The 22,701-nt window shown below is 61.6% G+C and carries 20 protein-coding genes; 16 read left to right on the top strand and 4 right to left on the bottom strand.

The window, feature by feature from the left end:
* Nucleotides 1-300: 300 nt before the first annotated feature.
* A complete protein-coding gene (locus J3R84_RS35200) occupies nucleotides 301-597 on the bottom strand; it encodes a PRC-barrel domain-containing protein (RefSeq protein WP_082523550.1) in 297 nt (98 codons plus the stop codon).
* A 181-nt stretch (nucleotides 598-778) separates the two neighbouring features.
* A complete protein-coding gene (locus tag J3R84_RS35195) occupies nucleotides 779-1,027 on the bottom strand; it encodes a hypothetical protein (RefSeq protein WP_203527541.1) in 249 nt (82 codons plus the stop codon).
* 510 nt (nucleotides 1,028-1,537) lie between these two features.
* On the opposite strand from J3R84_RS35195, the gene J3R84_RS35190 reads away from it, so the two are divergent.
* Complete coding sequence (locus J3R84_RS35190) at nucleotides 1,538-1,783, top strand: hypothetical protein (protein WP_084814252.1); 246 nt, start codon at nucleotides 1,538-1,540, stop codon at nucleotides 1,781-1,783.
* A 1,003-nt stretch (nucleotides 1,784-2,786) separates the two neighbouring features.
* Here J3R84_RS35190 and J3R84_RS35185 read toward each other — a convergent pair.
* Complete coding sequence (locus J3R84_RS35185; RefSeq protein WP_203527543.1) at nucleotides 2,787-3,821, bottom strand: AraC family transcriptional regulator; 1,035 nt, start codon at nucleotides 3,819-3,821, stop codon at nucleotides 2,787-2,789.
* A gap of 162 nt (nucleotides 3,822-3,983) precedes the next feature.
* Between J3R84_RS35185 and J3R84_RS35180 the strand changes: the two genes are divergently transcribed.
* From J3R84_RS35180 to apnL, 13 genes are all read left to right on the top strand, one after another.
* Nucleotides 3,984-4,850, top strand: coding sequence for a sugar phosphate isomerase/epimerase family protein (locus tag J3R84_RS35180; RefSeq protein WP_158071660.1), 867 nt, complete (start codon nucleotides 3,984-3,986; stop codon nucleotides 4,848-4,850).
* 7 nt (nucleotides 4,851-4,857) lie between these two features.
* Nucleotides 4,858-5,706 carry a sugar phosphate isomerase/epimerase family protein gene (locus tag J3R84_RS35175; RefSeq protein WP_057207175.1) on the top strand — a complete coding sequence of 283 codons (849 nt, stop codon included), beginning with the start codon at nucleotides 4,858-4,860 and terminating at the stop codon, nucleotides 5,704-5,706.
* Nucleotides 5,703-7,217, top strand: a complete 1,515-nt coding sequence (locus J3R84_RS35170) for a sugar ABC transporter ATP-binding protein (protein WP_057207326.1) — start codon at nucleotides 5,703-5,705, stop codon at nucleotides 7,215-7,217. The genes J3R84_RS35175 and J3R84_RS35170 overlap by 4 nt, the downstream gene beginning before the upstream one ends.
* Nucleotides 7,214-8,194, top strand: coding sequence for an ABC transporter permease (locus tag J3R84_RS35165; protein ID WP_057207176.1), 981 nt, complete (start codon nucleotides 7,214-7,216; stop codon nucleotides 8,192-8,194). The genes J3R84_RS35170 and J3R84_RS35165 overlap by 4 nt, the downstream gene beginning before the upstream one ends.
* Nucleotides 8,191-9,192: an ABC transporter permease gene (locus J3R84_RS35160; protein WP_057207177.1), complete on the top strand. Its 1,002-nt coding sequence runs from the start codon at nucleotides 8,191-8,193 to the stop codon at nucleotides 9,190-9,192. The genes J3R84_RS35165 and J3R84_RS35160 overlap by 4 nt, the downstream gene beginning before the upstream one ends.
* A 62-nt stretch (nucleotides 9,193-9,254) precedes the next feature.
* Nucleotides 9,255-10,379, top strand: a complete 1,125-nt coding sequence (locus J3R84_RS35155; RefSeq protein WP_192433894.1) for an ABC transporter substrate-binding protein — start codon at nucleotides 9,255-9,257, stop codon at nucleotides 10,377-10,379.
* Nucleotides 10,380-11,012: 633 nt separating this feature from the next.
* Nucleotides 11,013-11,840, top strand: a complete 828-nt coding sequence (locus J3R84_RS35150) for a phosphogluconate dehydrogenase C-terminal domain-containing protein (protein ID WP_057220063.1) — start codon at nucleotides 11,013-11,015, stop codon at nucleotides 11,838-11,840.
* A 117-nt stretch (nucleotides 11,841-11,957) separates the two neighbouring features.
* Nucleotides 11,958-12,899 carry a D-ribose ABC transporter substrate-binding protein gene (locus J3R84_RS35145; protein ID WP_057220062.1) on the top strand — a complete coding sequence of 314 codons (942 nt, stop codon included), beginning with the start codon at nucleotides 11,958-11,960 and terminating at the stop codon, nucleotides 12,897-12,899.
* 69 nt (nucleotides 12,900-12,968) lie between these two features.
* On the top strand, nucleotides 12,969-13,607 hold the full coding sequence (locus J3R84_RS35140; RefSeq protein ID WP_057220061.1) for a DUF2291 family protein: 639 nt from the start codon (nucleotides 12,969-12,971) through the stop codon (nucleotides 13,605-13,607).
* A gap of 2 nt (nucleotides 13,608-13,609) precedes the next feature.
* Nucleotides 13,610-15,154 carry a sugar ABC transporter ATP-binding protein gene (locus tag J3R84_RS35135; RefSeq protein ID WP_057220060.1) on the top strand — a complete coding sequence of 515 codons (1,545 nt, stop codon included), beginning with the start codon at nucleotides 13,610-13,612 and terminating at the stop codon, nucleotides 15,152-15,154.
* Entirely contained in the window at nucleotides 15,154-16,221 is a 1,068-nt protein-coding gene (locus J3R84_RS35130; protein ID WP_057220059.1) for an ABC transporter permease, read from the top strand. Before J3R84_RS35135 ends, J3R84_RS35130 begins: the two co-directional genes overlap by 1 nt.
* A gap of 2 nt (nucleotides 16,222-16,223) precedes the next feature.
* Nucleotides 16,224-17,258, top strand: a complete 1,035-nt coding sequence (locus tag J3R84_RS35125) for a Gfo/Idh/MocA family protein (RefSeq protein ID WP_057220058.1) — start codon at nucleotides 16,224-16,226, stop codon at nucleotides 17,256-17,258.
* Complete coding sequence (apnL, locus tag J3R84_RS35120; protein ID WP_063978357.1) at nucleotides 17,255-19,120, top strand: D-apionate lactonase; 1,866 nt, start codon at nucleotides 17,255-17,257, stop codon at nucleotides 19,118-19,120. Before J3R84_RS35125 ends, apnL begins: the two co-directional genes overlap by 4 nt.
* Before the next feature lie 24 nt (nucleotides 19,121-19,144).
* Here apnL and J3R84_RS35115 read toward each other — a convergent pair whose 3' ends face one another.
* Nucleotides 19,145-19,861 (bottom strand): transcriptional regulator NanR, encoded by a 717-nt coding sequence (locus J3R84_RS35115; RefSeq protein WP_057220057.1) that lies wholly within the window; start codon nucleotides 19,859-19,861, stop codon nucleotides 19,145-19,147.
* Between the two features lie 150 nt (nucleotides 19,862-20,011).
* Between J3R84_RS35115 and oiaX the strand changes: the two genes are divergently transcribed.
* Nucleotides 20,012-21,268, top strand: a complete 1,257-nt coding sequence (gene oiaX, locus J3R84_RS35110; RefSeq protein WP_057216965.1) for a 3-oxo-isoapionate-4-phosphate decarboxylase OiaX — start codon at nucleotides 20,012-20,014, stop codon at nucleotides 21,266-21,268.
* A 3-nt stretch (nucleotides 21,269-21,271) separates the two neighbouring features.
* Entirely contained in the window at nucleotides 21,272-22,573 is a 1,302-nt protein-coding gene (locus J3R84_RS35105; protein WP_057216967.1) for a four-carbon acid sugar kinase family protein, read from the top strand.
* Nucleotides 22,574-22,701 lie beyond the last annotated feature (128 nt).

Raw genomic sequence — 22,701 nt, 5'->3', positions numbered from 1 at the left:
TGACCTCATTTATTTCGCAATGCAACATGCAACGGAGCCTGCCGCGCATCGATTTGGGAGCTGCCGACCATGCTGGCTGTCGAGACCTCTGGTTCATCGCCGCTCAAGGCGTGAGTTTTGTGGCGGTCGGCGACATACGTTGCATCCGGCTATCTTCGTAGCGGACTTACCGTAGCTCCGTGAGGGAGTCCGCCAATGTGCGCACGTTGAACGAATGTGATCAGATCGGAGATATTCGCCGTCTGCGGTGCTTTTGACCACAGTCGGAGGAAGCCCGGCACATAGGCCGGGCTACAGTGGCTAATGGCGATGCTCGGGCATCTCCTTAAGCTGATCCTTGGTCCATGTCGTGATAGCGTGGACGTCGCCGTCCTCATCCCGCATGAAATCGAGATCGGTAAGGGGAACCGCGACCGGCTTGGCGCCTATGCCGAGGAAGCCGCCGACGTCAATGATAACGCTGCTGCCGGCGCCCGCTCCATGCACATGATCAACTTTGCCAACCTTATGGTCATCCGCTCCGTAAACTGTCGCACCTTCCAGGACTGCGGGCGTGAGTTCTGTGGCTGCGAGGCGGACGTGATTAGTGTGATCCATCTTCGTTTCTCCTTTGAAATGAACTGGTGAAACCTAATTGGAAGGAAAGTGTTCCATTCGAGCGCGATTGGTACTCGGCGTCTGAGTGCGATGGCGTGCCGCGCTTAACCCGCCGAGACGGGCGGACAGCGGCAAACAGACGCTGTTATCCACTACAGCGTTCCAAGCGCCAGCGCGCCTCCTACCGCCAATAGCCCTGCCTAGTGTCGTCGATCGACGATCGCCCCATAATGTAGCCGATCGCGAAGGCAAGGGCGCCGATCGTAAGCACCAAACCCGTTGCGGTATGTGGGTGGTCCGCGGCCGCAGCAGCCACAGCACTGGTTTCGCGCTTCACCACATCTCCCGCTGTCTTTGCTACTTTGCGAACGCCAGTAGGTTGTTCGGTGGGTGTGCCAGTGAAGCCGGCTGTAAGGTCATTCTTTGCCATGGAGTTTCTCCTTGTTGGTGTGAAGGAGGAACTGACAATGGGGTGGGGAGGTTCCAAAAATGGCCGACCGGCCGTTATCAATGGCGGTGCCTCGTCTGCGTAGGGCTGCGGAGCACCCGAAAAGCCGGATTTTCGATTGAGAAGTTTTGGAACGATTTTCCGAACACGGGGTTCATATTTCAGGCGTTCTATGACGTCACCATCTTCGGTTTGAGGAATGCAATGATTGATCCTCCAAATCAGCCCCCAGGCACATCCGAGCGGAAGGTCGAGCTCGACCAGGCCGTTGACTACGCGGTGCAGCTCCTTGTCGAAGAAGCCCACTTGGTCGGATGGGGCCGTGTAGAATTTCTGACGGCTGTTTTGGACGCAACCAGTGCCCGACTTGCCGCGGTGGGAGAAGAAACAGAGCTAGAGGCCGGCGGCGTCACATTGCCAAGGGCCGCATACCCGACCGATTAGAGAATGCGCTTTTTCTCAATGGCCGACGAGCCGCAAGAAAGGTCGAAAATGACGATTGCGATTGAGGAAGATCCGCAGGCATGGCGCGAGGATCTTCGACTGCGACTTGAGGGGTTGGTAGACCTGTTCGTCGTGGCGGGCATTCAGCAGGAAGATGTTTTCGCCGCCATCCTTGAGGATGTCGATGGTCTGCGCAGCGCCTTGATCCGCGATCCAGACCCCGCAGACGACGACACAGCGAAGACCACTATTGATGAACCTTCAAACGATTGGCCTGCGGCCGAGGGAAGGTAATCGTCGTGTTTTTTAGGGTTCACCGGGTTGCGGATGGGGCTTTTCCTCGTTGTCTCCTGCCACTCATTTTGGTGGTCGAGGATGAGTATCTGATCCCTATTTGGCTGCATATGGCGTAGGTCATAGCCCAAACGGACAGCTTGTTTCGGAAAACCCGTCGTCCTATAAAACTGGTATACGCGCATCTGTCGAGCATGAGATAACTCCACGCTGGCAATCGCGCACTGCTTTCGACTCTTGACCACGGATGTACTGGCATTAGTCTTGGAAGCGACAATGAAAGAAGGTCGGAGCCAGCGCGCCCCGGCCTTTTTTGTTGGGCTCGATGCTTATATTTACTCCGACGCATGCGTCTCTATTGAGCGGGCGCCGTTGTCGAGGGCTGCGCACTCGTCGGTTCGGTGGTGGTCGCTGGCGGCTTCGCTGTTTCAGTCGTCGTCTTTCCCGGAAGCAGGAAGACAATTGCAAGGATGATGACGACGACCCATGTTTTGACCTCCCAAGCTTAGTGGCTTGAGCCTACTCGCCACTTCGAACCCGTTCAATATAGCGCTTCCTGTCTTCCTCGGACGCACTAGCCGACATGTCCTGTCCGAGTTCGGCCCTTTGAGATAGCGGGAGCCATGGTCGATTAGGGTTCTCTCTAACCCATAGCTGTCTGGCACGTCTTTCAATTTCAGCGTCTTCCAACGTCTCCTCCTTCGATTTGAGTTCGAGTACCGCAGGGCCCAGGCTCTTGCACGGCTGACCTTGAATCCTTTGCAGACCAGCGGGCAATCCGAAGTATCCTGGCCTGATAAGGATCTACCTAGTGCAGACACTCGATTGCTTCGATAGGCCGCCGTCGTCGCAAGGCAGTTGAGGCGGAATTTGACGTTGTCGTCAGCTCGCAGGCAGTCAAAGCTACGACCTGACCAAACTCGTGCATCTGGATCGGCGCGGCAACGGGAAGCCCTGTGCCAACCAGATCTTCGTTCGGTAGGGGATGCCTCCTGACGGAAGCTCAGCTGGTCATCATCGTCTGCTGTCGCGGCGTCTCAATGGGCGAGAAGCCGAAGCGCTTCTTGTAGCAGGTGGCAAAATATTGGCTCGAGGAGAAGCCGCAGTCATAAGCAACGTTGGTGACGGATTGCTGGCCATTTTCGAGCAGTTGGCGCGCCGCGTTCAGGCGCAACATCTGCAAGTAGCGCACAGGCGTCATGTTGGTCAGCACCTGGCAATGCTGGGTGAACTGGGTGCGCGAGAGATTGCATTCGACAGCCATGTTCTCCAGGGTCCAGTCTTCGTCGAGGGCATGCCTCAAGCGCTTGAGGAAAATCTCGACCGTGCGCTTGGAACTTGCGAGTGCCAGATCCAGCACCGGCGCCTGGCTTTCCAGCATTTGGCGGAACTGGAGCAGCATCATCGAGATCAGCAGGCGCAGGCGCGCTTCGCCGCCATGGATGTCACGGCTCGCCACCACCTCGTGAATATCCATGAAGGTGCGCGCGACTTCGCGCGAGGCGAGATAGGAGATCTGCTCGTTCTTGGACAGAAGCTCGCTCAGCCGCCTGCGATCCCGTTCCGGCCAGCCGATCCAATCGGGCCAGAGCCAGGTTTCATGCGGGCGGCGCACGCCCATGTCCATCAGCACCCAGACGATATGGCTTGCGCCGATATTGGGGTCGCCGAGCGCATGCAATTGCCACGGCCGGACGACGAACATCTGGCCTTCGCTGAGCGTGGTCTTGCGGCCGTCCATCGTAATGGTGAGAGAGCCGCGTGCGAGATAGGCGATCTTGACGCCTTCGTTGCAATGTTCGCGCAGACCCCAGTCCTGCGGGTTCGTCGCATCCCAACCGCCGACGGAACAGACCTGCGGTAGGGCGTGGCCGAGGTCGATGCCCGGATAGCCGCGTCGCGTCCATGCGTTGAGTGAGACCTGTCCGGCAAGAGACGCCTTCATCAGGTCCTGGCAGTTCCCGGCATAGAGCAGGGCACCCGGCTCACGGAAAACCGCCGGCCGGCCGACGGCTCGCTCATTGTTGACTTTGCTCATCGTTCTCCCCCGCCGATGTTCAAAATTTACCAGTCCTCTATTTCGAACGCGGACGCTCCTTTATTGCGCAATGCTGCGTCATCATCAAGCGGCAAACGGAGGCGCTTCGTGATTTGTCGTTGAAACTCAACGGCATGGAGGAGAATCAGGGAGGATTTGCCGGTGCGGATAGGTTTCCACACGGACGCGTTCAACTCGGCCTATTGGTCGTTCGAAAAATGCTTGCAGTGGGCGAGCGACAACGATGTGCACTTCATCGAGTGTGGCCTGATAGACGGGGTCAGCTGGATTCATGGGCTCGGCTACCAGCCGCATGTCGCGCTTTACGAGGATCCCGCACTGCTGCGTCGGAAGATGGATCGCTACGGCGTGCGCTTCTCCCAGGTCGATGCCGCCTATCCGCTTTCCGGCGAAGATGGCCCGTTGCGCGGCGTGCCTTACGTGCTGAAATCGATTGCCTGGGCCGCGCAGGCCGGCAGCCCTTGCGTCGACACGACCGACGGGCTCCATATGCCGCCGGGGCTGAGCGAAGAAGAATCGATGGCGCTCATGAAGCGCAGCTACGAGAAGATCATCGAGGTCGCGGAAGCGCACGAAATCATCGTCAATATCGAGCCGCACGGGCATTTCACCACGCGCCCCGAATTCATGGAGCGCATGCTTGCCTTCGTCGATTCCCGATGGCTGCGCATGAACATGGACACCGGCAACACCTTCATCGCCGGTCAGGAGCCGACGGAGTTTCTGCCGCGCTTCGTCGACAAGGTCAGCCACGTTCACGTCAAGGATGTTTCGCAATCGCTCGCCGCTGCGGTTCGTGGCGGGCAGACCGGCATCGCGGTCAGCCATTGCGCGCTCGGCGATGGTGTCAATGCCGACAACATCAAGGCCTGCCTCGCGATACTGCGCGATCACGGCTACGACGGCGTGCTCAGCCTGGAATGCGAGGGAGCCGCCGGCCCGATGATCGAGAAATCCCTGTCTTGGATTCGCGCGACCTGCCGCGACCTCGGCATCAAGCTGCACTGAGCGCGCCATGAACCTAGGCATCAACCTTCTCTGTCTGACTGACTTCGTCGAGGACAGGCACTTGGCCAGCATCGGACGGCTGCGCGACCTCGGTTATGACGGGGTCGAGGTCCCGGTCCTTAAAGGTGCCGTCAGCCACTATGAGCGCCTGGGCAAGGAGCTCGACACGCTCGGCATCGGCCGATCGACCACGTCGATCGTTCCGACGCCGGACGCCAACCCGGTCAGTTGTGACGCGGACGTACGAGCGCGCGGCCTTGCCCATCTCGACTGGGCCCTGGATTGCGCCATCGCCCTTGGGGCCGAAAGTATGGGTGGGCCCTTCCATGCACCGATCGGGTTCTTCACCGGGGCCGGGGCCAGCGAGGACGAGCTCAAATACGGCGCCGACGCACATCGGGCACTGGCGGAGCGGGCTGCGGCAAACGGTATGCATCTGAGCCTCGAGCCCCTCAATCGCTTCGAGACCTATTACCTGAACACCATGGAGCAGGCCCGCTCCTATGTGGACCGGGTTGGGCATCCAGCCTTCAAAATCATGTACGACACCTTTCATGCCAACGTCGAAGAGCGTCGGCCGGAGGCGGCCATTCGCCTGATCGGCAGCGACATCGGCGTCTTTCACGTCTCCGAGAACGATCGTGGCATCCCGGGACGGGGACACATAGACTTCGCCGCAATGTTCAAGATCTTGAAGGAGATCGGTTATGACGGCTGGCTGACCCTTGAAGCATTCGGCGCCGGACTTCCAGCAATCGCGACGGCAACCCGCGTCTGGCGGCCGCTGTTTCCCGATTTCGAGACGCTCTTTTCCGAAAGCGCGACGTTCATTCGCAAGACATGGGCACAAGCATGACCATTCCTTCTCCCGCAATCGAGATGCGCGGCATCACCAAGAATTTTCCCGGCGTCAAAGCGCTGAAAGGTGTGAGCTTCGTTGCCTATCCGGGTGAGGTCCACGCACTGGCCGGCGAGAACGGCGCCGGCAAGTCTACGCTGATGAAGATCCTCTCCGGCGTCTACCGACTGGATGGCGGCGCCGTCGTCGTGGGCGGAGAGGAGCGACATTTCACTCATCCGCTCGATGCGATCCGCGCCGGCATCGCGGTGATCTACCAGGAATTCTCGCTACTACCCGAGCGCACCGTGGCGCAGAACATCTTTCTCGGCCGCGAGCCGACGCGGTTCGGCCTCGTCGACCACGGGGCGATGAACCAGGAGGCGCGACGCGTGCTCTCGCTGTTCGGCTCGTCGCATCGGATCGAACCCGACACGGTTGTCGCCGACCTCGATGTCGCAAGCCAGCAACTGGTCGAGATCGCCAAGGCGGTGTCGCTCGATGCACGGGTGATCGTGATGGACGAGCCGACTGCCGCCCTCAACGAGGCGGAATGCGAGGTGCTGTTCGGCCTCGTTGACACGCTGAAGATGAGGGGTGTGGCGATCGTCTATATCACGCACCGCATGCGCGAGATCACGCGGCTTGCCGATCGGGTGACTGTGCTGAAGGACGGCGAAACGGCCGCGAGCTTCGACGAAGTGCCGGAGCCCGATGTGATCGTACGCGCCATGGTCGGCCGCGATATCGGCGATTTCTATGCGGCGCCGGCGACGTCGCAGGAGATTGGTGATGCCGTGCTCTCCGTGCGCAATGCCGGCAACGAGCGGCTGAAGAACATTTCCTTCGAACTTCGCGCCGGCGAGATCGTCGGTTTTGCCGGATTGCAGGGGGCAGGGCGCGTTGCGCTCGCCCAGGCGATTTTCGGCTTTTCGCCCTTCATCAGGGGCGAGGTGCTGCTTGCCGGCAAGCCGGCGCGGTTCACCAACCCGCGCGACGCCATCCGCGCAGGCATCGGCCTTTTGCCGGGCGATCGCAAGGCCGAAGGGCTGGTGCTCATGCAGTCGGTCACGGACAATGGCATGCTGACGGCAAGGGCGCTGTCGGCTCTCGCGGGCAAGGCTGATGCGACCGCGTTCGCCTCCACTGAGGAGATGGATAGGCTGCTGCAGGACCTCGACGTGCGCGCGGGCAGCTTTTCCCAGGAAATCAAGGCGCTCTCCGGCGGAAACCAGCAGAAGGCAATTGTCGCGCGCTGGCTGGCTCTGGCGCCACGCTTGCTGATCTTCATCGAGCCGACGCGCGGCATCGACGTCAATGCCAAGGCCGGCATCTACCACCTCATGCGCGATCTCGCCCGCAAGGGTACGGCGATCATGATGATTTCGTCCGACCTGCCGGAGGTGCTCGGTGCTGCCGACCGCATCCTCGTTATGCGCGCCGGCGAACTGGTGGCAGCGTTCCAGCGCGGCGTGTCGGAAGCCGATGTCATGCTCGCTGCAACCGGCGAAGAGGCGGTGGCGGCATGAACACGGCGATCTTCACCAAACGCCCCACTTCGCGCATTGAGCGCTATTCGCCGGCCCTGCTGCTCGCTGCCGCGCTTCTGATCTACATCGCTATCGCGCTCAGCCTTGGTTTGACGCGGTTCCTGACACCGGAAGCGGCGATCTCCATCCTCAACCGCTCCATCGCGCTCGGCATGACCGCTGTCGGCCAGACCTTCGCCATTCTCGTCGGCTCGATAGACCTGTCGGTGGCGCATCTCATTTCCGCGTCGGCGGTGGTCTCGTCGGCGATCATGAACGGTGATCCGGCGATGATGGTGCCTGCCGTCCTCGCGGTGCTGCTGATGGGTGTTCTGGTCGGCACGTTGAACGGGCTGCTGATTATCAGGCTGGAGGTCAATCCGCTCATCGCGACGCTGGGCATGGCGCTCATCATTCAGGGTTGCCTTGCTTCCTTCCACGGCAAGTTCGCAGGTTCGGTCCCGGATGCGTTCCAGTTCTTCGCCTATGGCACTGTGCTGGGATTGCCATTCAGCCTCATCATGCTGGCGCTGGTCGTTCTTGCTGCCTGGGTCCTGCTGCGGTTCACTCGCTTCGGGTCCAACATCTACTCAGTCGGCGGCAATCGCGACACCGCGCGTGCAGCGGGCATCAAGACGGGCCGCGTGGTGATGGCGAGCCATATCATCTGCAGCCTGTGTGCGTCACTGGCGGGTCTTTATCTCGCAAGTCGCCTGAAGTCCGGTTCGCCCTGGATCGGCACGGAGGGTGCATACGACCTGGAATCGATCGCCGTCGTGGTCATCGGCGGGACGATCCTCTCCGGCGGCAAGGGCGGGATCTGGGGCACCGTCGCGGGCGTCATCATCTTCTCGCTGATCGACTCCATCTTTAATCTCGCCGGCGTCGACGCCTTCGCCAAGCAGGTGATGCGCGGCATCATCATTGTCGCAGCCGTCGCCTTCTACGCCGTGCGTTCGAAGAGGATAGTGGCATGATTCAGCAAACCATCGGCTCGGCAGAGACGCCCGGCACCTCGAGAAGCGGCCGCTTCCCGAAGATCAATCCCGTCTTCTTCGTGCTTGCAGCCCTGCTCGTCGCCATCACGCTGTCGAACCCGAACTTCGTCGAGCCCCCCGGATACATGAATTTCCTGAAGCGTGCCGCGCCGCTGGCGATCCTCGCCGCCGGCCAGATCTACGTCATCGTCTCTGGTGGATTCGATCTCTCAGTCGGCTCGCTGATCACGCTGACAGTGGTCGGTTCATCGATGCTGCTCAACAACAATGCCGATGCGACATGGTGGGTGATCCCGGTCATGTACGCTGTCGGGCTCGCTGTCGGCGTGATCAACGGTCTCGTCGTCAGCTTTCTGAGGGTCCCCTCGCTGATTGCCACACTCGGCATGATGATTACTCTGAACGGTGCAGCCTTCATGTGGTCGAGCGGATCGCCGCGCGGCTACCTGCCCGAGACTTTCCGCTTCTTCGGGCGCGTCAATATCCAGGGCATTCCGCTCATTCAGTTCCTGCCGGTTGCGCTGCTGGTGCTGCTTTCGGTCGGCATATGCCTGTTCTGGCTCATGCATCGCACCAATCTCGGCCGCATGCTGCATGCGATCGGCGACAATCCGCGGGCGGCGCAGATGTCGGGCGTCCCGCTCGAGCGGGTTCGCATCACCGCCTTCGTCGTGTCGTCGCTGAGCGCGGTGACGGCCGGCATTCTGCTCGGCGGTTTTGCGGGCGTCTCGACAGATGTCGGCGTCGGCTACGAGCTGCAGGCGATCACGGCTTGCGTCATCGGTGGTGCGCAGCTTCTCGGCGGGCGTGGCTCGGTGCCCGCGTCGATCGCCGGCGCGTTGACGCTGACTGCGATCTTCACGCTGCTCAATTTCATTGGCTTGCCGAAACCGGTGCGCGATGTCGTGCAGGGCGTGATCCTGATCGTCGCCGTCGTGCTTGCCACCTATCGGCGCAACCGCGCCGGCGGGACCTGAGTTTCGTCGGCCGAAGGGCCGTCGGGAGGAACTGAAAAATCATGATCAAATGGGAGTGAGACATGAAAAGATTGCTGACCGCCGCCCTTTCGGCTGCACTCATCGCCAGCACCGCGCAGGCCCAACAACTGAACTTCGATGACCCTGCCGAATTCGCCAGGCAGCGCGAGTTACTGACAGCCAAGGCCAATGGCCCGGACGGGGAGCCTTGGGCGCAACATTACGGTGACCAAATGGCCGACACCGCAAAGTTCAAGAAGGAAGGTCCCTACACGATCTGCTTCTCGAACGCCGGGGTCAACAATGCCTGGCGCGTGACCGGCTGGACGAACATGCAGGCTGAAGTGAAGCTCCATCCGGAAATCAAGGAGCTCATCCATGTCGATGCCGAAGGCTCCGACGACAAGCAAATCTCCGACATCGACGATCTGATCAATGGCGGCAAATGCTCGGCTCTGATCGTCTCGCCGAATACAACCGCGGCGCTGACCCCGGCCGTCGAGAAGGCCTGTGCCAAGTTGCCCGTCATCGTCTTCGATCGCGGCGTCAACACAAAATGCCCGGTCACCTTCATCCACCCGGTCGGCGGTTATGGCTTCGGCATCCAGGCAGGCGAATTCGTGGCGGCCAATGCGCCGGCCGGCGCCAACGTGCTGATGCTGCGCATCGTGCCCGGCGTCGACGTACTGGAGACCCGTGCGTCCGCCGCCAAGCACATCTTCAAGGAAAAGGGGCTGAACGTCATCGGCGAGGAGTTCACCGAGGGCGACAACGCCAAGACCAAGTCGATCGTCGAGGACTATCTGCAGCGCGGCACGATCGACGCGGTCTGGATGGATGCCGGCGCCACCGCCGTTGCAGCGCTGGAGGCTTTCGAAGATTCCGGTCTGCCCCTGCCTGTTATCACCGGGGAGGACCAGCAGGACTTTCTGATGAAATGGAAGGCCGAAGGCTTCAAGGCGATTGCGCCGACCTACCCGACCTATCAGTGGCGCACGCCCATCATTGCGGCCGTGAACGTGCTGAAGGGTGAACCGGTCCCGGGTCCGGAATGGGTGATGCCGCAGCCGGCGATCACAGCCGAGACGCTCGACCAGTACGTCAACGACAAGATGCCGCCGCTACATCATGCCATGTGCGGCTGCGAAAAGCTGCCCGACTATCCGGCAGCATGGGGTGGTCAGTAAGAAGAAGAGGGGCTGCGCGACAGCGCGGCCCCTTCCGTCGTCTCCCTCGCTGGACCGGTCCATAGAGACGACGTTCCTCGGCCCGCGAATTGCCGGGTACAGGCCGACCGGAAATCTGAACGCGGCCATACCATCATAGCGCTGGCCGGTTACAGAGCGAAAAGGTGACGCCTTTTGCGCCCAGCCTGTCAATGTCACTAACGCCAGCCCCTTTGCTATAACCTCCGCGTCGCCGAAGGCCGATGCCACGTTGGTTGCGTCCGTCCTCACGACGACTTGTCCCAGCTGTTTCAGGTCAAGCCACGCTCCGCCAGGCGACGGCCGCCGAGTACGCCTGCGTTCTTCGGTGAGCAGTTGCGGATCAGCCCAGAGGGTTTCAGTGCTTTGGTAGTCGAACGTCTGTGATGCGGCTCCTCTTGTGGGCAGGCCTTGTGCAGGCAGATGCCTCTATCCGGCTTGCAATCGAGCCGTCCTATTGCCGGCGCGGTTTCGCAGATCTCGATAACATGTATCTTATGATACCTGTTGACATGTTATACCAGTTGAGAAATATAGACCTACGCCGGGATCGGCGGAGGAACGTTTCGGCTGGACGAGATTGGCTCCGGTCACTTGCATTTAGGGAGGTCTTCGATGACATCGATCGCGCTGTTCGGTGCCGGTGGCAAAATGGGCTATCGGCTCGCCAAGAATCTGAAGGGTTCGCGCTTCGATGTCCGGCATGTCGAAGTGAGCGACGCCGGCAAGGCGCGCCTTTCGAAGGATCTCGGCATCGCCTGCGTTTCCGCCGATGAGGGCCTAGATGGTGCCGATGTCGTCATTCTTGCGGTTCCGGATACTGCGATCGGCAAGGTCGCGGCCGGCATTGCCGGCAGGCTGAAGCCGGGCATGATGGTCGTGGCGCTCGATGCCGCGGCCCCATTTGCCGGCCATTTGCCCGAGCGCGCGGACCTTACCTATTTCGTCACGCATCCCTGCCATCCGCCGATCTTCAATGACGAGACGGATCCAGCGGCCAAGCGCGATTTCTTTGGCGGCATCGCGGCCAAGCAGCACATCGTTTCCGCTCTGATGCAGGGTCCGGAAAGTGCCTATGCGCTCGGCGAAGAGATCGCCAAGGTCATCTGGGCGCCGGTCATGCGCTCGCACCGCGTCACCGTCGAGCAGATGGCGCTGCTGGAGCCGGGCCTGTCCGAAACGGTCTGCGCTTCGCTGCTCGTCGTTATGCGCGAAGCAATGGACGAATGCGTGCGCCGCGGCGTTGCCAAGGAGGCTGCCCGCGACTTCCTGCTCGGCCACATGAACGTGCTCGGCGCCGTGATCTTCGAGGAGACACCGGGCGTCTTCTCCGATGCCTGCAACAAGGCGATCGAGTTCGGAAAGCCCGTGCTCATGAAGGACGACTGGAAGCGCGTGTTCGAGCCCGCGGAAATCGCCGCGAGCATCCAGCGCATCACCTGATTTACGGCGGGCTTGGTCCGCGCTGACGGCGCCACGCGCCGGCAAAGAATCGCACCGGGAGGCCATTTTCAATGGGGGGATGGCCGAAGGAGACCGGGGCTAACTGGGAGGAGAAACATGAACATTACCCGTAGACTGATCACACTCGGTTTTGCTGCCGTCATGGCGGCTGGCGTTGCCATGCCGTCGTTTGCTGCCGATCTCATCGCGATCATCACGCCGAGCCACGACAACCCGTTCTTCAAGGCGGAAGCCGTAGGCGCGGAAGCCAAGGCCAAGGAGCTCGGCTACGAGACACTGGTTCTCGTTCATGACGACGACGCCAACAAGCAGTCGCAACTCATCGATACGGCAATCGGCCGCGGCGCCAAGGCGATCATCCTCGACAATGCCGGCTCGGAAGCCTCGATCGCCGCCGTAAAGAAGGCCAAGGATGCGGGCATCCCCTCCTTCCTGATCGACCGTGAAATCAACGCCACGGGCGTCGCTGTTTCCCAGATCGTCTCGAACAACTACCAGGGCGCGCAGCTTGGTGCCGAAGAGTTCGTCAAGCTGATGGGCGAGAAGGGTAACTATGTCGAGCTGCTCGGCCGCGAAGCCGACCTCAATGCCGGCATCCGCTCCAAGGGCTATCACGACGTCATGGACGAATATACGGACATGAAGATGGTCGCCCAGCAGTCGGCCAACTGGAGCCAGACCGAAGGCTACTCCAAGATGGAGACCATCCTTCAGGCCAATCCGGACATCCAGGGCGTGATCGCCGGCAACGACACGATGGCAATGGGCGCGATCGCGGCTCTGCAGGCTGCCGGTCGCAAGGACGTTATCGTCGTCGGTTTCGACGGGTCGAACGATGTGCGCGACTCGATCAAGGCGGGCGGCATCAAGGCAACTGTCATGCAGCCAGCCTATGCCCAGGCACAGCTCGCCGTCACCCAGGCGCATGAGTACATCACGACCGGCAAGGCGCCGGCCGAAGAAAAGCAGCTGATGGACTGCGTGCTGATCACAGCGGACAACGCCGGCAAGCTCGAAACCTTCGCGCTCTCCGAATAATCCTCTCGCAATGGCGCGAGGCAGGGGAAAACCCTGCCTCGCGTTTGCTGTTTATGACGGAGAATGGGAATGCTGAGGTTTCAGGCTGCCTGTACACTCATGCTTGCCGGCGCGCTTGCGCTTAGCGGCTGCAAATTCGTCAAGACCGAGGACGAACAGAAGCAAGCGGCGGCAGGCGCCTTCAATCCCGACAGGCTGGTCGCCGACATTTGGGACGCGAAGGTCGTACCCTATCTCGTCGAGCGTGCAGGCGCGTTCAAGGATGTCACCGCTCTTGCCGCAAACAATCTGGACGCGGCGGCGGAAAAATACGGCCACAAGGAAAAGCAGGGCAACGCGCCATGGACCTTTGCCGCCAAGGTCGACGGCGTGATCGTCGCTGAGGAGACGAAATCACGCGCGGCCTACGTTGATGTGGACGTGGACGGCGACACGAAGGCGGACGTGCGCGTCTCGATCGGCCCGGCCATCCGCGGCACGGCGTTGCGCGACAGCCTGAAATTCGTGAACTTCAACGAGTTCAAGAACCAGATCGAATGGGCGCAGTACGGAAAGGCCTTCAACACCCACGTGAACCGCGCCTTGCTTGAAAAGCTTTCGCGCGAGGGGCTCACCGGCAAGACGCTCAAAGCGACCGGCGCCTATCCGTTGCCGGCCAAGGGTCAGTTGCCGCAATTCGTGCCTGCCACCATCACCGTGGGAGGTTGACGATGGCCAATCTCGACGACGGCGACGTCATTCTCGAACTGAAGGACATCACCAAGGCCTATTCCGGTATCGTGGCGCTGAAGAAGGCGGACCTGAAGCTTCGCCGCGGTGCCGTGAATGTGCTCGTCGGCGAAAATGGTGCCGGCAAGTCGACGATGATGCGCATCATCGCCGGCGTGGAGCGCCCGACGCTCGGCGAGATCTGGATGGATGGCGAACGCATCCACCTGAACAGTCCCGCCGACGCGGTGCGCCACGGCATCGGTATCGTCTTCCAGGAACTGAACCTCTTCGGCAATCTCTCGGTTGCGGAGAACATCTTTGCCACCCGCGAGATCACACGTGGCCCCCGCGGCATCGACCACAAGGCGCAGGTGGAAAAAGCCAACGAATTCCTCAATCGCCTGGAAGCAGGCATCTCCGCCGAAACGCTTGCAGAAGACCTGCCGATCGGCCAGCAACAGCTCGTCGAGATCGCTCGCGCCGTATCGCTCGACACCCGCATCCTTATCATGGACGAGCCCACCTCGGCGCTCAGCGCCGCCGAAGTCGACGTACTCTTCCGCGTGATTGCGGACCTGAAAGCGCGCGGTGTTGCGATCGTCTACATCTCGCACCGGCTGGAAGAGCTGATGCGCATCGGCGACTACATCACGGTGCTGAAGGACGGCGAGATCACTGGCCATGCCATGGTCAAGGACATCGATACGCGCTGGATCGTGCGCTCGATGATCGGATCGGATGCCAAGGATTTTGCCAAGCAGGTCGAGCACGAGCCGGGCGAAGAGGTCTTTCGCATCGAAAACATCTGCCTGCCGCGCGCGCAGGGCGGCTATGCCGTTGACCATGTGTCGATCGGCGTTCGCAAGGGCGAGATCCTGGGGATCTACGGTCTCATGGGCGCTGGGCGCTCCGAGCTTTTCGAATGCATCATGGGCCGCCACGAGCACTATACGGGGAAAATCTTCGTCGAGGGCGAGGAGCTGAAGGGGCGTGACACGACCCGCCGCATCCGCGAGGGCCTGGCGCTGATCCCGGAAGACCGCCAACGCGAGGGCCTCGTGCAGTCCATGTCGATTGCTGACAACCTTTCCATGGCAAGCCTCGGCCAGTTCCTGAAGGGTGGCTTCCACATCGATCTCAAGCTTGAGAAGAAGGCGATCCTGGACGCGATCCGCAATCTTTCGATCAAGGCGAAGAACCCGGACTTCGACGTCACCTCGATGTCGGGCGGCAATCAGCAGAAGGTCGTCATCGGCAAGGCGCTGATGACCGGGCCGAAAGTGCTGCTGATGGACGAGCCGAGCCGCGGCATCGATGTCGGCGCCAAGGCGGACGTTTTCCGCACCATGCGGCGCCTGGCGGGCGAGGGGCTCGCCATCCTGTTCTCCACCTCCGACCTGGAAGAGGTCATGGCCCTTTCCGATCGCATCGCGGTGATGAGCAACGGCCGCCTGGTTACGGTGGTCGACCGCAAGGATGCCACTGAGGAGATGGTCATCTCGGCCTCCGCAGAGGGACATAAAACCAAAAGGATGCATGCGTGATGACGACAGCAACGCAAACTGCCGCCGCTGGCAACAGCCTCTCCACTGGGGCGGCCCTGCTCACGCTCATGAAGCTGAGGACGTTCATCGCGCTCTTCGCGGTGATCATCTTCTTCTCGATCTTCGCGCCGAATTTTCTGTCGACCGCGAACATGATCCTGATGTCGAAGCACGCGACGCAGAACGCCTTTCTCGCCATCGGCATGACCTTTGTCATCATCACCGGTGGCATCGACCTGTCCGTCGGCTCGATCGTCGGGCTCTGCGGCATGATTGCGGGCGGGTTGATCATGTACGGCGTGGCGCTGCCGCTCGGCTACACGGTCTATTTCAATATCGTCGAGGTCGCGATCATCGTGATGGCAGTCGGCATCCTCATCGGTGCGGTCAACGGTCTGCTGATCACACGGCTGAACGTTGCGCCCTTCATTGCGACGCTCGGCACACTCTATGTCGCACGCGGCATGGCGCTGCTCTATTCCGATGGCCAGACCCTGCCCAATCTCAACGGGCGGGAAGACCTCGGCAACCAGGGCTTCAGCTATCTCGGCTCCGGCTCGATCCTCGGCCTTCCGGTCTCCGTCTGGATCCTCATCGTCGTGGCGTTGGGTGCGGCCTACTTCGCCCGCTTCGTGCCGCTCGGCCGGCACATCTTCGCCGTCGGCGGCAATGAGCGCGCCTCCCGCATGTCGGGCATCCGTGTCAACCGCGTCAAGATGTTCGTCTACATGTTCTCCGGTTTCTGCGCGGCGATCGTCGGCCTCGTCATCTCCTCGGAACTGATGGCCTCGCATCCCGCGACCGGCACCAATCTCGAGCTCAACGCTATTGCAGCGGCAGTTCTCGGTGGTACATCCATGTCCGGTGGGCGCGGCACGATCGGTGGAACGATCATCGGCGCCTTCGTGATCGGCGTTCTGTCGGACGGGTTGGTGATGATGGGCGTGAGTTCGTTCTGGCAGATGGTGATCAAGGGCCTGGTGATCATTGTCGCCGTGGTGGTGGACCAGGCACAGCGCCGCCTGCAGCAGCGCGTGGCCCTGATGCAGATGGCAAAGGCAGGCTGAGCATGGCCAAGATCAAGGGCGCGCTGATCGGCTGCGGTTTCTTCGCCGTCAACCAGATGCATGGCTGGCAGGATATTGCCAATGTGGAGATCGTGGCGATCTGCGACCGCGATCCGGAGCGGTTGCGTATCGTCGGCGACCAGTTCGGCGTCGCGCGGCGCTACCAGTCGGCAGAGGCGACGTTTGCCGATGGCGGCTTCGATTTCGTCGATATCGCCACGACGGTCGGCAGCCATCGGGCACTGGTGGAGCTTGCCGCCAGCCATAAGGTGCCAGCGATCTGCCAGAAGCCGTTCGCGCCGACCCTTGAGGATGCCAAGGCCATGGTGGTTGCTGCCGACGGGGCTGGCATTCCGCTGATGATCCATGAGAACTTCCGCTGGCAAACGCCGATCCTCGCAGTGAAGGCGGTTTTGGACCGTGGCACGATCGGCACGCCCTTCTGGGGCCGCATCTCCTTCCGTTCCGGCTTCGATGTCTTTTCAGGCCAACCCTATCTCGCCAAGGGCAAGCGCTTCATCATCGAGGACCTCGGCATCCATTCGCTCGACATCGCCCGTTTTCTCTTCGGTGATGCGCACCGAATGACTGCCCGCACGGCGCGCATCAATCCTGACATTGCCGGTGAGGATGTGGCGACCATGCTGCTCGGCCACGACAACGGCATCACCTCGATCGTCGATGTCAGCTATGCGAGCAAGCTACCGGAAGAACCGTTCCCGCAGACCTTCGTCGAGATCGACGGCAGCACGGGCACGCTCCGTCTCGGCAAGGACTACAAGCTCACCGTCCATGGGCCAGAGGGCACGACGGAAAGCCTCGTCGCGCCGAAGCTGCTCCCCTGGGCCTCGCGGCCATGGCACAACATTCAGGAGAGCGTGGCGCTGATCCAGAAGCACTGGGTCGAGCGGCTGGCCGCGCGGCAGGAACCGGACACCTCCGGCCGCGACAATCTGCAAACCTTCGCCCTTGTCGAAGCCGCCTATCTTAGCGCCAGGCGCGGCGAGACCGTTTCGCTTGTGGATCTGCTGGGATGAACAAAGACGCGCTGCTGCTCTACGGGACCCGGGAGCGTGAGCCCGAAAGCCACACGCTCATCGCCGGCGATTTGAGCGTGGCGCTTCAGGACGGTAATCTTCGCAGCCTTCGGTTCCGCGGCTATGAGGTGTTGCGCGCGATCGCCTTCCTGGTGCGCGACGGGGATTGGGGCACCTGCAATGCCATGATCAGTGCCCTTGCCGTCGAAGAGAAAGAACAGGGTTTCTCCGTCACTTACAGCGCCCGCTTCACCGCGCCTTCGGGCGCCAATCTCGATTGCGCGGTCGCGATTTCCGGATCCGAGCGGACGGTGAGCTTTTCCGCAGACTGCATCAGCGACGCTGACTTCGAGACGGCCCGTGCCGGCTTCGCCGTGCTGCACCCGGTCGTCGGCGTCGCGGGCCAGCCAGTGGAAGTCCGGCATGGCGATGGCAGTATCGAGCAGGCGCATTGGCCGGAGCAGATTGAGCCCTGGCAACCTTTCAAGGATATCGCGGCGATCACGCATCGCGTTGCGCCGGGCATCGAGGCAACAACGCAGTTCGGTGGCGACGTCTTCGAGATGGAGGACCAGCGCAACTGGACCGACGGATCCTATAAGACCTATGTGCGGCCACTGGCGCTACCCTGGCCCTACCGCGTGCCGAAGGGCGAAGCGTTCGGCCAGCGGATTACCGTAGGCATCCGGGCGGAAGAGGGCGCGGCATTCGCGGTGGCGTCGGATCTGGTCACGCTTGTGCTGGCGCCGACGGCACTTCGCTTTCCGGAGCTCGGCGTCGGCTTGCGGCCGGAATGCTTCGCCGACGAACTCGCCTCGCTTGCCGTCCTCAAAACGATCGACGCGCGCCATCTGATCGCCCATTTCGATCCTGGCGCCGGACATGGGATCGCAGCGCTGGAAGGATACGCGGATATCGCTGAGCGGTCCGGCCTCAAGGTGACACTGGAACTTGCCCTGCCATGCAAGCGCCCGCTTGACGAGGAAATGGCCGAACTCGCCACGTTCATCGAAAAGGCTGGTCTGGCGCTCGATACGCTGTTCGTTTGCCCGTCAGTGGACCGTCAGTCAACGCCGCCCGGCAGTCAGTGGCCGCAGTGCCCGCCGCTCGCGGATGTCTATGCCGCGGCGCGGGCAGCCTTTCCCGGCGTTCGGCTCGGCGGCGGCATGATGAGCTATTTCACCGAGCTCAATCGCAAGCACGTGCCCGGTGATCGGATAGACTATGTCAGCCATTGCACCAACCCGATCGTGCATGCGGCTGATGACCTTTCCGTCATGCAGACCTTCGAGGCCCTTTGCGATGTCGTGCGTTCCACGCGGGCAATCTATGGCGACAAGCCCTATCGCATCGGCCCTTCCACCATCGCCATGCGCCAGAATCCCTATGGCAATGCCACGAAGGACAATCCGGCCGGCGGCCGCATCCCGATGGCCAGTGTCGACCCTCGGCACAATGGACGTTTCGGCGCCGCCTGGGCGCTGGCCTATGCCGCAACCGTGGCCTCTGCAGGACTGGAAGTCCTGACGCTTTCGACGCTTGCAGGCCCTTTCGGGCTTGTCGCCGGTGAGGGGGAGACGACCGCGAAAGGCGAGTTGCGGCCGCTTGCACATGTGCTGGCGCGTCTCGGGGCACTCGCAGGCGAAGAGGTTGTCGCGGTCGAGACCTCACGGCCGGATGCGGTGCTGGGGCTGGCGTCCCGGGAGCGGTTGCTTCTGGCAAACATAACGCCTGCGCCGCAGACAGTGTTGCTCACTGCTACGCCGCGAAAGGTCGTGGAAATTGCGAGCGGTGAGAAAGTCCTGGCGTCAGGACAGCACGTCACTCTACCAGCCTATGGCTGCGTCGAGATCTTCATCTGAGCGTTATACCAACCTACGTTGATACTACTTCTGGCTCTTGAGGGCATAGAGTGCGCGGGAGCGCTCCAGGTGTTTTACCATCGCCTGTTCGGCAAAATCGGCGTCACCCTTTTCGATCGCGCGGATGATTTCCGCGTGTTCTGCAAGTGTGAAGTCCTCGCGGCCCGTCCATATGAGCATTTCCGTATGGTAGGACTTCAGCCATCCCAGCATCGCGCCGCTGACGGCCGCAAAGATCGGGTTGCCCGAAATCCGGGCGATCGCGTGGTGGAATTCCATGTCGGCATCGATGAAGGCATCCGCATCGCCGAGACTCTGTTTCTGCTTTTCGAGCAGCCCGCGCAGTTCGGCGATCTGTGCCGGGCTTACCTTGGCTGCCGCCTCGCGGACCATGCCGCGCTCGAAGAAGATGCGGGCGCTCTTGAGGTGTTCCAGCGAGTCCGAAGAGCCGGAAAGCATCAGCTTTGCCGGCAGATCGACCTGCCGGAAGATGGATTCCGCGGTTATGCGCAAAACTTTGGCGCGCTCGCCTTGGGAAATCTCGACGAGGCCCTTGCCGGCGAGCGCCTGCATCGCTTCGCGGATGGCCGGGCGCCCGACGCCGTAGCGTTCCATCAGTTCGCGTTCGGACGGCATGTCGTCGCCGGCCTTCAGCTCGCCGGTCTCGATCATGAGCTTCAGTCGCGAAAACACTTCATCGGAGAGTTTCTTGCGGACGATCGGTTCGGAAACAACGTTCATGAGTCACCTGGTTTCGACAGGTTTGATTATGCATCAAGTTCCCATGCTGCAACAGGTTTCGCCGCAGCCGGCTTGCAATAACATAAATACTCATTATACCAGTTTGTAGCCGTTAACAAGCGTGCCGCACGGGATGCGGGAGGAGAGAACGTGATCCGTCTGACCTATCGGATAGAGACGCCCGGATCTGTAGAAGCGATGGCGTCGAAGATCGCCAGCGACCAGTCGACAGGCACCTTCGTGGCGTTGCCGGGGGAGACGGAAGAGCTGAAGGCGCGCGTGGCGGCGCGCGTCGTCGCCGTCCGTCCGCTGCCGCCCACGCACCAGGCCTCCTTCTCTGACGAAGCGGGTGGCGCCAAACAGTTCAACCGTGCGGATGTCGACATCGACTTCCCGATGGACGCGGTGGGCACGGATCTCTCCGCGCTGATGACCATCGCCATCGGCGGCGTGTTTTCCATCAAAGGGCTCACAGGTATCCGTATCGTCGATATGAAGCTGCCGCGGGAATTTGCGGCGGCCCATCTCGGGCCGCAGTTCGGCGTGGCGGGAAGCTTCGCGTTGACCGGTGTGAAGCATCGCCCGATCATCGGCACCATCGTCAAGCCGGCGCTCGGCCTCAGGCCGCATGAAACAGCTGATATGGTCGGCGAGTTGATCGAGGCGGGCGTCGATTTCATCAAGGACGACGAGAAGCTGATGAGCCCGGCCTATTCGCCGCTGAAGGATCGTGTCGCGGCGATCATGCCGAAAATCCTCGCCCACGAGCAGAAGACCGGCAAGAAGGTCATGTACGCCTTCGGCATCAGTCACGCCGACCCCGACGAGATGATGCGCAACCACGATATGGTCCTTGAGGCCGGCGGCAATTGCGCCGTGGTCAACATCAATTCGATCGGTTTTGGTGGTCTCGCCTTCCTGCGCAAGCGCTCTAGCCTCGTGCTGCATGCCCACCGCAATGGTTGGGATATCCTCACGCGCCATGCCGGCCTCGGCTTCGAGTTTTCCGTCTGGCAGCAGTTCTGGCGCCTGCTCGGCATCGACCAATTCCAGATCAACGGCATCCGCGTGAAATACTGGGAGCCGGACGAAAGTTTCGTACAATCCTACAAGGCCATCAGCACGCCGTTGTTTTCGGAAGACGACAGGGCGCTGCCGGTGGTCTGCTCGGGCCAGTGGGGCGGGCAGGCGCCCGATACGATCGCGGCGACCGGTGGATCGACAGCGCTTCTCTACCTCTGCGGCGGCGGCATCGTCAGCCATCCGGGCGGGCCGGGAGCGGGCGTGAAGGCGGTCAAGCAGGCATGGGAGGCGGCGGTCGCGGGCGTGCCGCTGGACGCTTACGCGCAGGATCATCCGGAACTCGCGCAATCCATCGAGAAATTTGCCGATGGCAAGGCGGCCTGAGCCATGACACGACCGCTGATCAGCTATTATGGCGACGACTTCACCGGCTCAACCGACGTCATGGAGGCGCTCGCCTCGAACGGTGTCGAAACGGTGCTTTTCCTGAAAGTGCCGGACGCGGACCTGTTGTCGCGCTTCGACGGCGCGCGCGCCTTCGGCCTTGCCGGCACGAGCCGCAGCGAAACGCCTGAGTGGATGGACGTGCACCTTCGCGAAGCCTTCGGCTGGCTGAAGACGCTCGACGCCGAACTCTGCCACTATAAGGTCTGCTCGACCTTCGATTCCGCGCCGCATGTCGGCAATATCGGCCGGGCGATCGAGATCGGCCGCACGGTCTTCGGCGAAGCGACCGTGCCACTCATCGTCGGCGCGCCCCAGATCCGCCGATATACGGCCTTCGGAGAGCTCTTCGCCGCCTATCAAGGCCGCAACTACCGCATCGATCGTCATCCGGTCATGTCGCGCCATCCGGTCACGCCGATGGACGAGTCCAATCTGCTGATGCATCTCGCGCGCCAGACAAAGCTCTCTTCGGCACTCATCGATAATGTCGCGCTGCTGGGCCGGTCGGCGCTTGAAGACGCCGACATCCTGCTCATCGACGTGCTCGACGCGTTGACCCAGGCCGCCGCCGGTGCCTTGGTCTGGAACGCGCTGCATCCCAGAAGCGGCTTCATTTGCGGATCCTCCGGTGTCGAATATGCCTTGATCCCCGCATGGCGGAACGAGGGTCTGATCGGCGACAAACCTGTCTTTGCCGAGGCCGGTCCGGTGGATCGCATCGCGGTCGTGTCCGGCAGCGTTTCTCCCACCACGGAGCGGCAAATTCGCCATGCGCTCGCAAACGGTTTTGGCGGCGTCACGCTTGATCCTCTTGCACTTTCCGGCGACGAGGCCGGAGCTGCAATTGCCGTGGCGATCGAAGCCGGCCTCAAGGTGCTGGAAGGCGGCGACAGTGTCGTGCTTTACACGGCGCTTGGTCCATCTGCCGATCGGGGCGGCGAACTCGATTCATCGACAGGCGCTCGTCATCGCCTCGGCCGCGCGCTCGGCCAAATTCAGTCGGCGCTTGTCCAGCGCGCCGGGATCTCGCGCGCCGTGGTGGCCGGCGGCGATACGTCAAGCCACGCGCTCGGTCAGATGGGCATTTTGGCACTGACGCTAAAGATGCCCCTGCCGCAGACGCCGGGCTCGCCGCTTTGCATCGCTCATGGCGGTGCGGTGGATGGCTTGCAGATCGCGCTGAAGGGCGGGCAGGTTGGCGGCGACGACTATTTTTCCATGATCAGAGCGGGCAAAGTATAACTCGGGCGGTGAGCGGCACACCAACGTTAGGCTGGAAATAAAGAGATAGAGCGTTTCCGCGCCTCCGTTTAACGCAGACGTGCGACTGGGCCGCCCGGGCGAGCTGCCGGATCATTCTTCGAAATGCT

It is taken from the genome of Ensifer canadensis (assembly GCF_017488845.2).
GTDB classification, from domain to species: domain Bacteria; phylum Pseudomonadota; class Alphaproteobacteria; order Rhizobiales; family Rhizobiaceae; genus Ensifer; species Ensifer canadensis.
This window is presented reverse-complemented; position numbering and strand designations above follow the sequence as displayed.

Excerpts from the sequence above, each read along its gene's own strand:
- J3R84_RS35200 (WP_082523550.1), bottom strand. The coding sequence starts at position 597 with ATGGATCACACTAATCACGTCCGCCTCGCAGCCACAGAACTCACGCCC.
- J3R84_RS35195 (WP_203527541.1), bottom strand. The coding sequence starts at position 1,027 with ATGGCAAAGAATGACCTTACAGCCGGCTTCACTGGCACACCCACCGAA.
- J3R84_RS35190 (WP_084814252.1), top strand. The coding sequence starts at position 1,538 with ATGACGATTGCGATTGAGGAAGATCCGCAGGCATGGCGCGAGGATCTT.
- J3R84_RS35185 (WP_203527543.1), bottom strand. The coding sequence starts at position 3,821 with ATGAGCAAAGTCAACAATGAGCGAGCCGTCGGCCGGCCGGCGGTTTTC.
- J3R84_RS35175 (WP_057207175.1), top strand. The coding sequence starts at position 4,858 with ATGAACCTAGGCATCAACCTTCTCTGTCTGACTGACTTCGTCGAGGAC.
- J3R84_RS35170 (WP_057207326.1), top strand. The coding sequence starts at position 5,703 with ATGACCATTCCTTCTCCCGCAATCGAGATGCGCGGCATCACCAAGAAT.
- J3R84_RS35165 (WP_057207176.1), top strand. The coding sequence starts at position 7,214 with ATGAACACGGCGATCTTCACCAAACGCCCCACTTCGCGCATTGAGCGC.
- J3R84_RS35160 (WP_057207177.1), top strand. The coding sequence starts at position 8,191 with ATGATTCAGCAAACCATCGGCTCGGCAGAGACGCCCGGCACCTCGAGA.
- J3R84_RS35155 (WP_192433894.1), top strand. The coding sequence starts at position 9,255 with ATGAAAAGATTGCTGACCGCCGCCCTTTCGGCTGCACTCATCGCCAGC.
- J3R84_RS35150 (WP_057220063.1), top strand. The coding sequence starts at position 11,013 with ATGACATCGATCGCGCTGTTCGGTGCCGGTGGCAAAATGGGCTATCGG.
- J3R84_RS35145 (WP_057220062.1), top strand. The coding sequence starts at position 11,958 with ATGAACATTACCCGTAGACTGATCACACTCGGTTTTGCTGCCGTCATG.
- J3R84_RS35140 (WP_057220061.1), top strand. The coding sequence starts at position 12,969 with ATGCTGAGGTTTCAGGCTGCCTGTACACTCATGCTTGCCGGCGCGCTT.
- J3R84_RS35135 (WP_057220060.1), top strand. The coding sequence starts at position 13,610 with ATGGCCAATCTCGACGACGGCGACGTCATTCTCGAACTGAAGGACATC.
- J3R84_RS35130 (WP_057220059.1), top strand. The coding sequence starts at position 15,154 with ATGACGACAGCAACGCAAACTGCCGCCGCTGGCAACAGCCTCTCCACT.
- J3R84_RS35125 (WP_057220058.1), top strand. The coding sequence starts at position 16,224 with ATGGCCAAGATCAAGGGCGCGCTGATCGGCTGCGGTTTCTTCGCCGTC.
- apnL (WP_063978357.1), top strand. The coding sequence starts at position 17,255 with ATGAACAAAGACGCGCTGCTGCTCTACGGGACCCGGGAGCGTGAGCCC.
- J3R84_RS35115 (WP_057220057.1), bottom strand. The coding sequence starts at position 19,861 with ATGAACGTTGTTTCCGAACCGATCGTCCGCAAGAAACTCTCCGATGAA.
- J3R84_RS35105 (WP_057216967.1), top strand. The coding sequence starts at position 21,272 with ATGACACGACCGCTGATCAGCTATTATGGCGACGACTTCACCGGCTCA.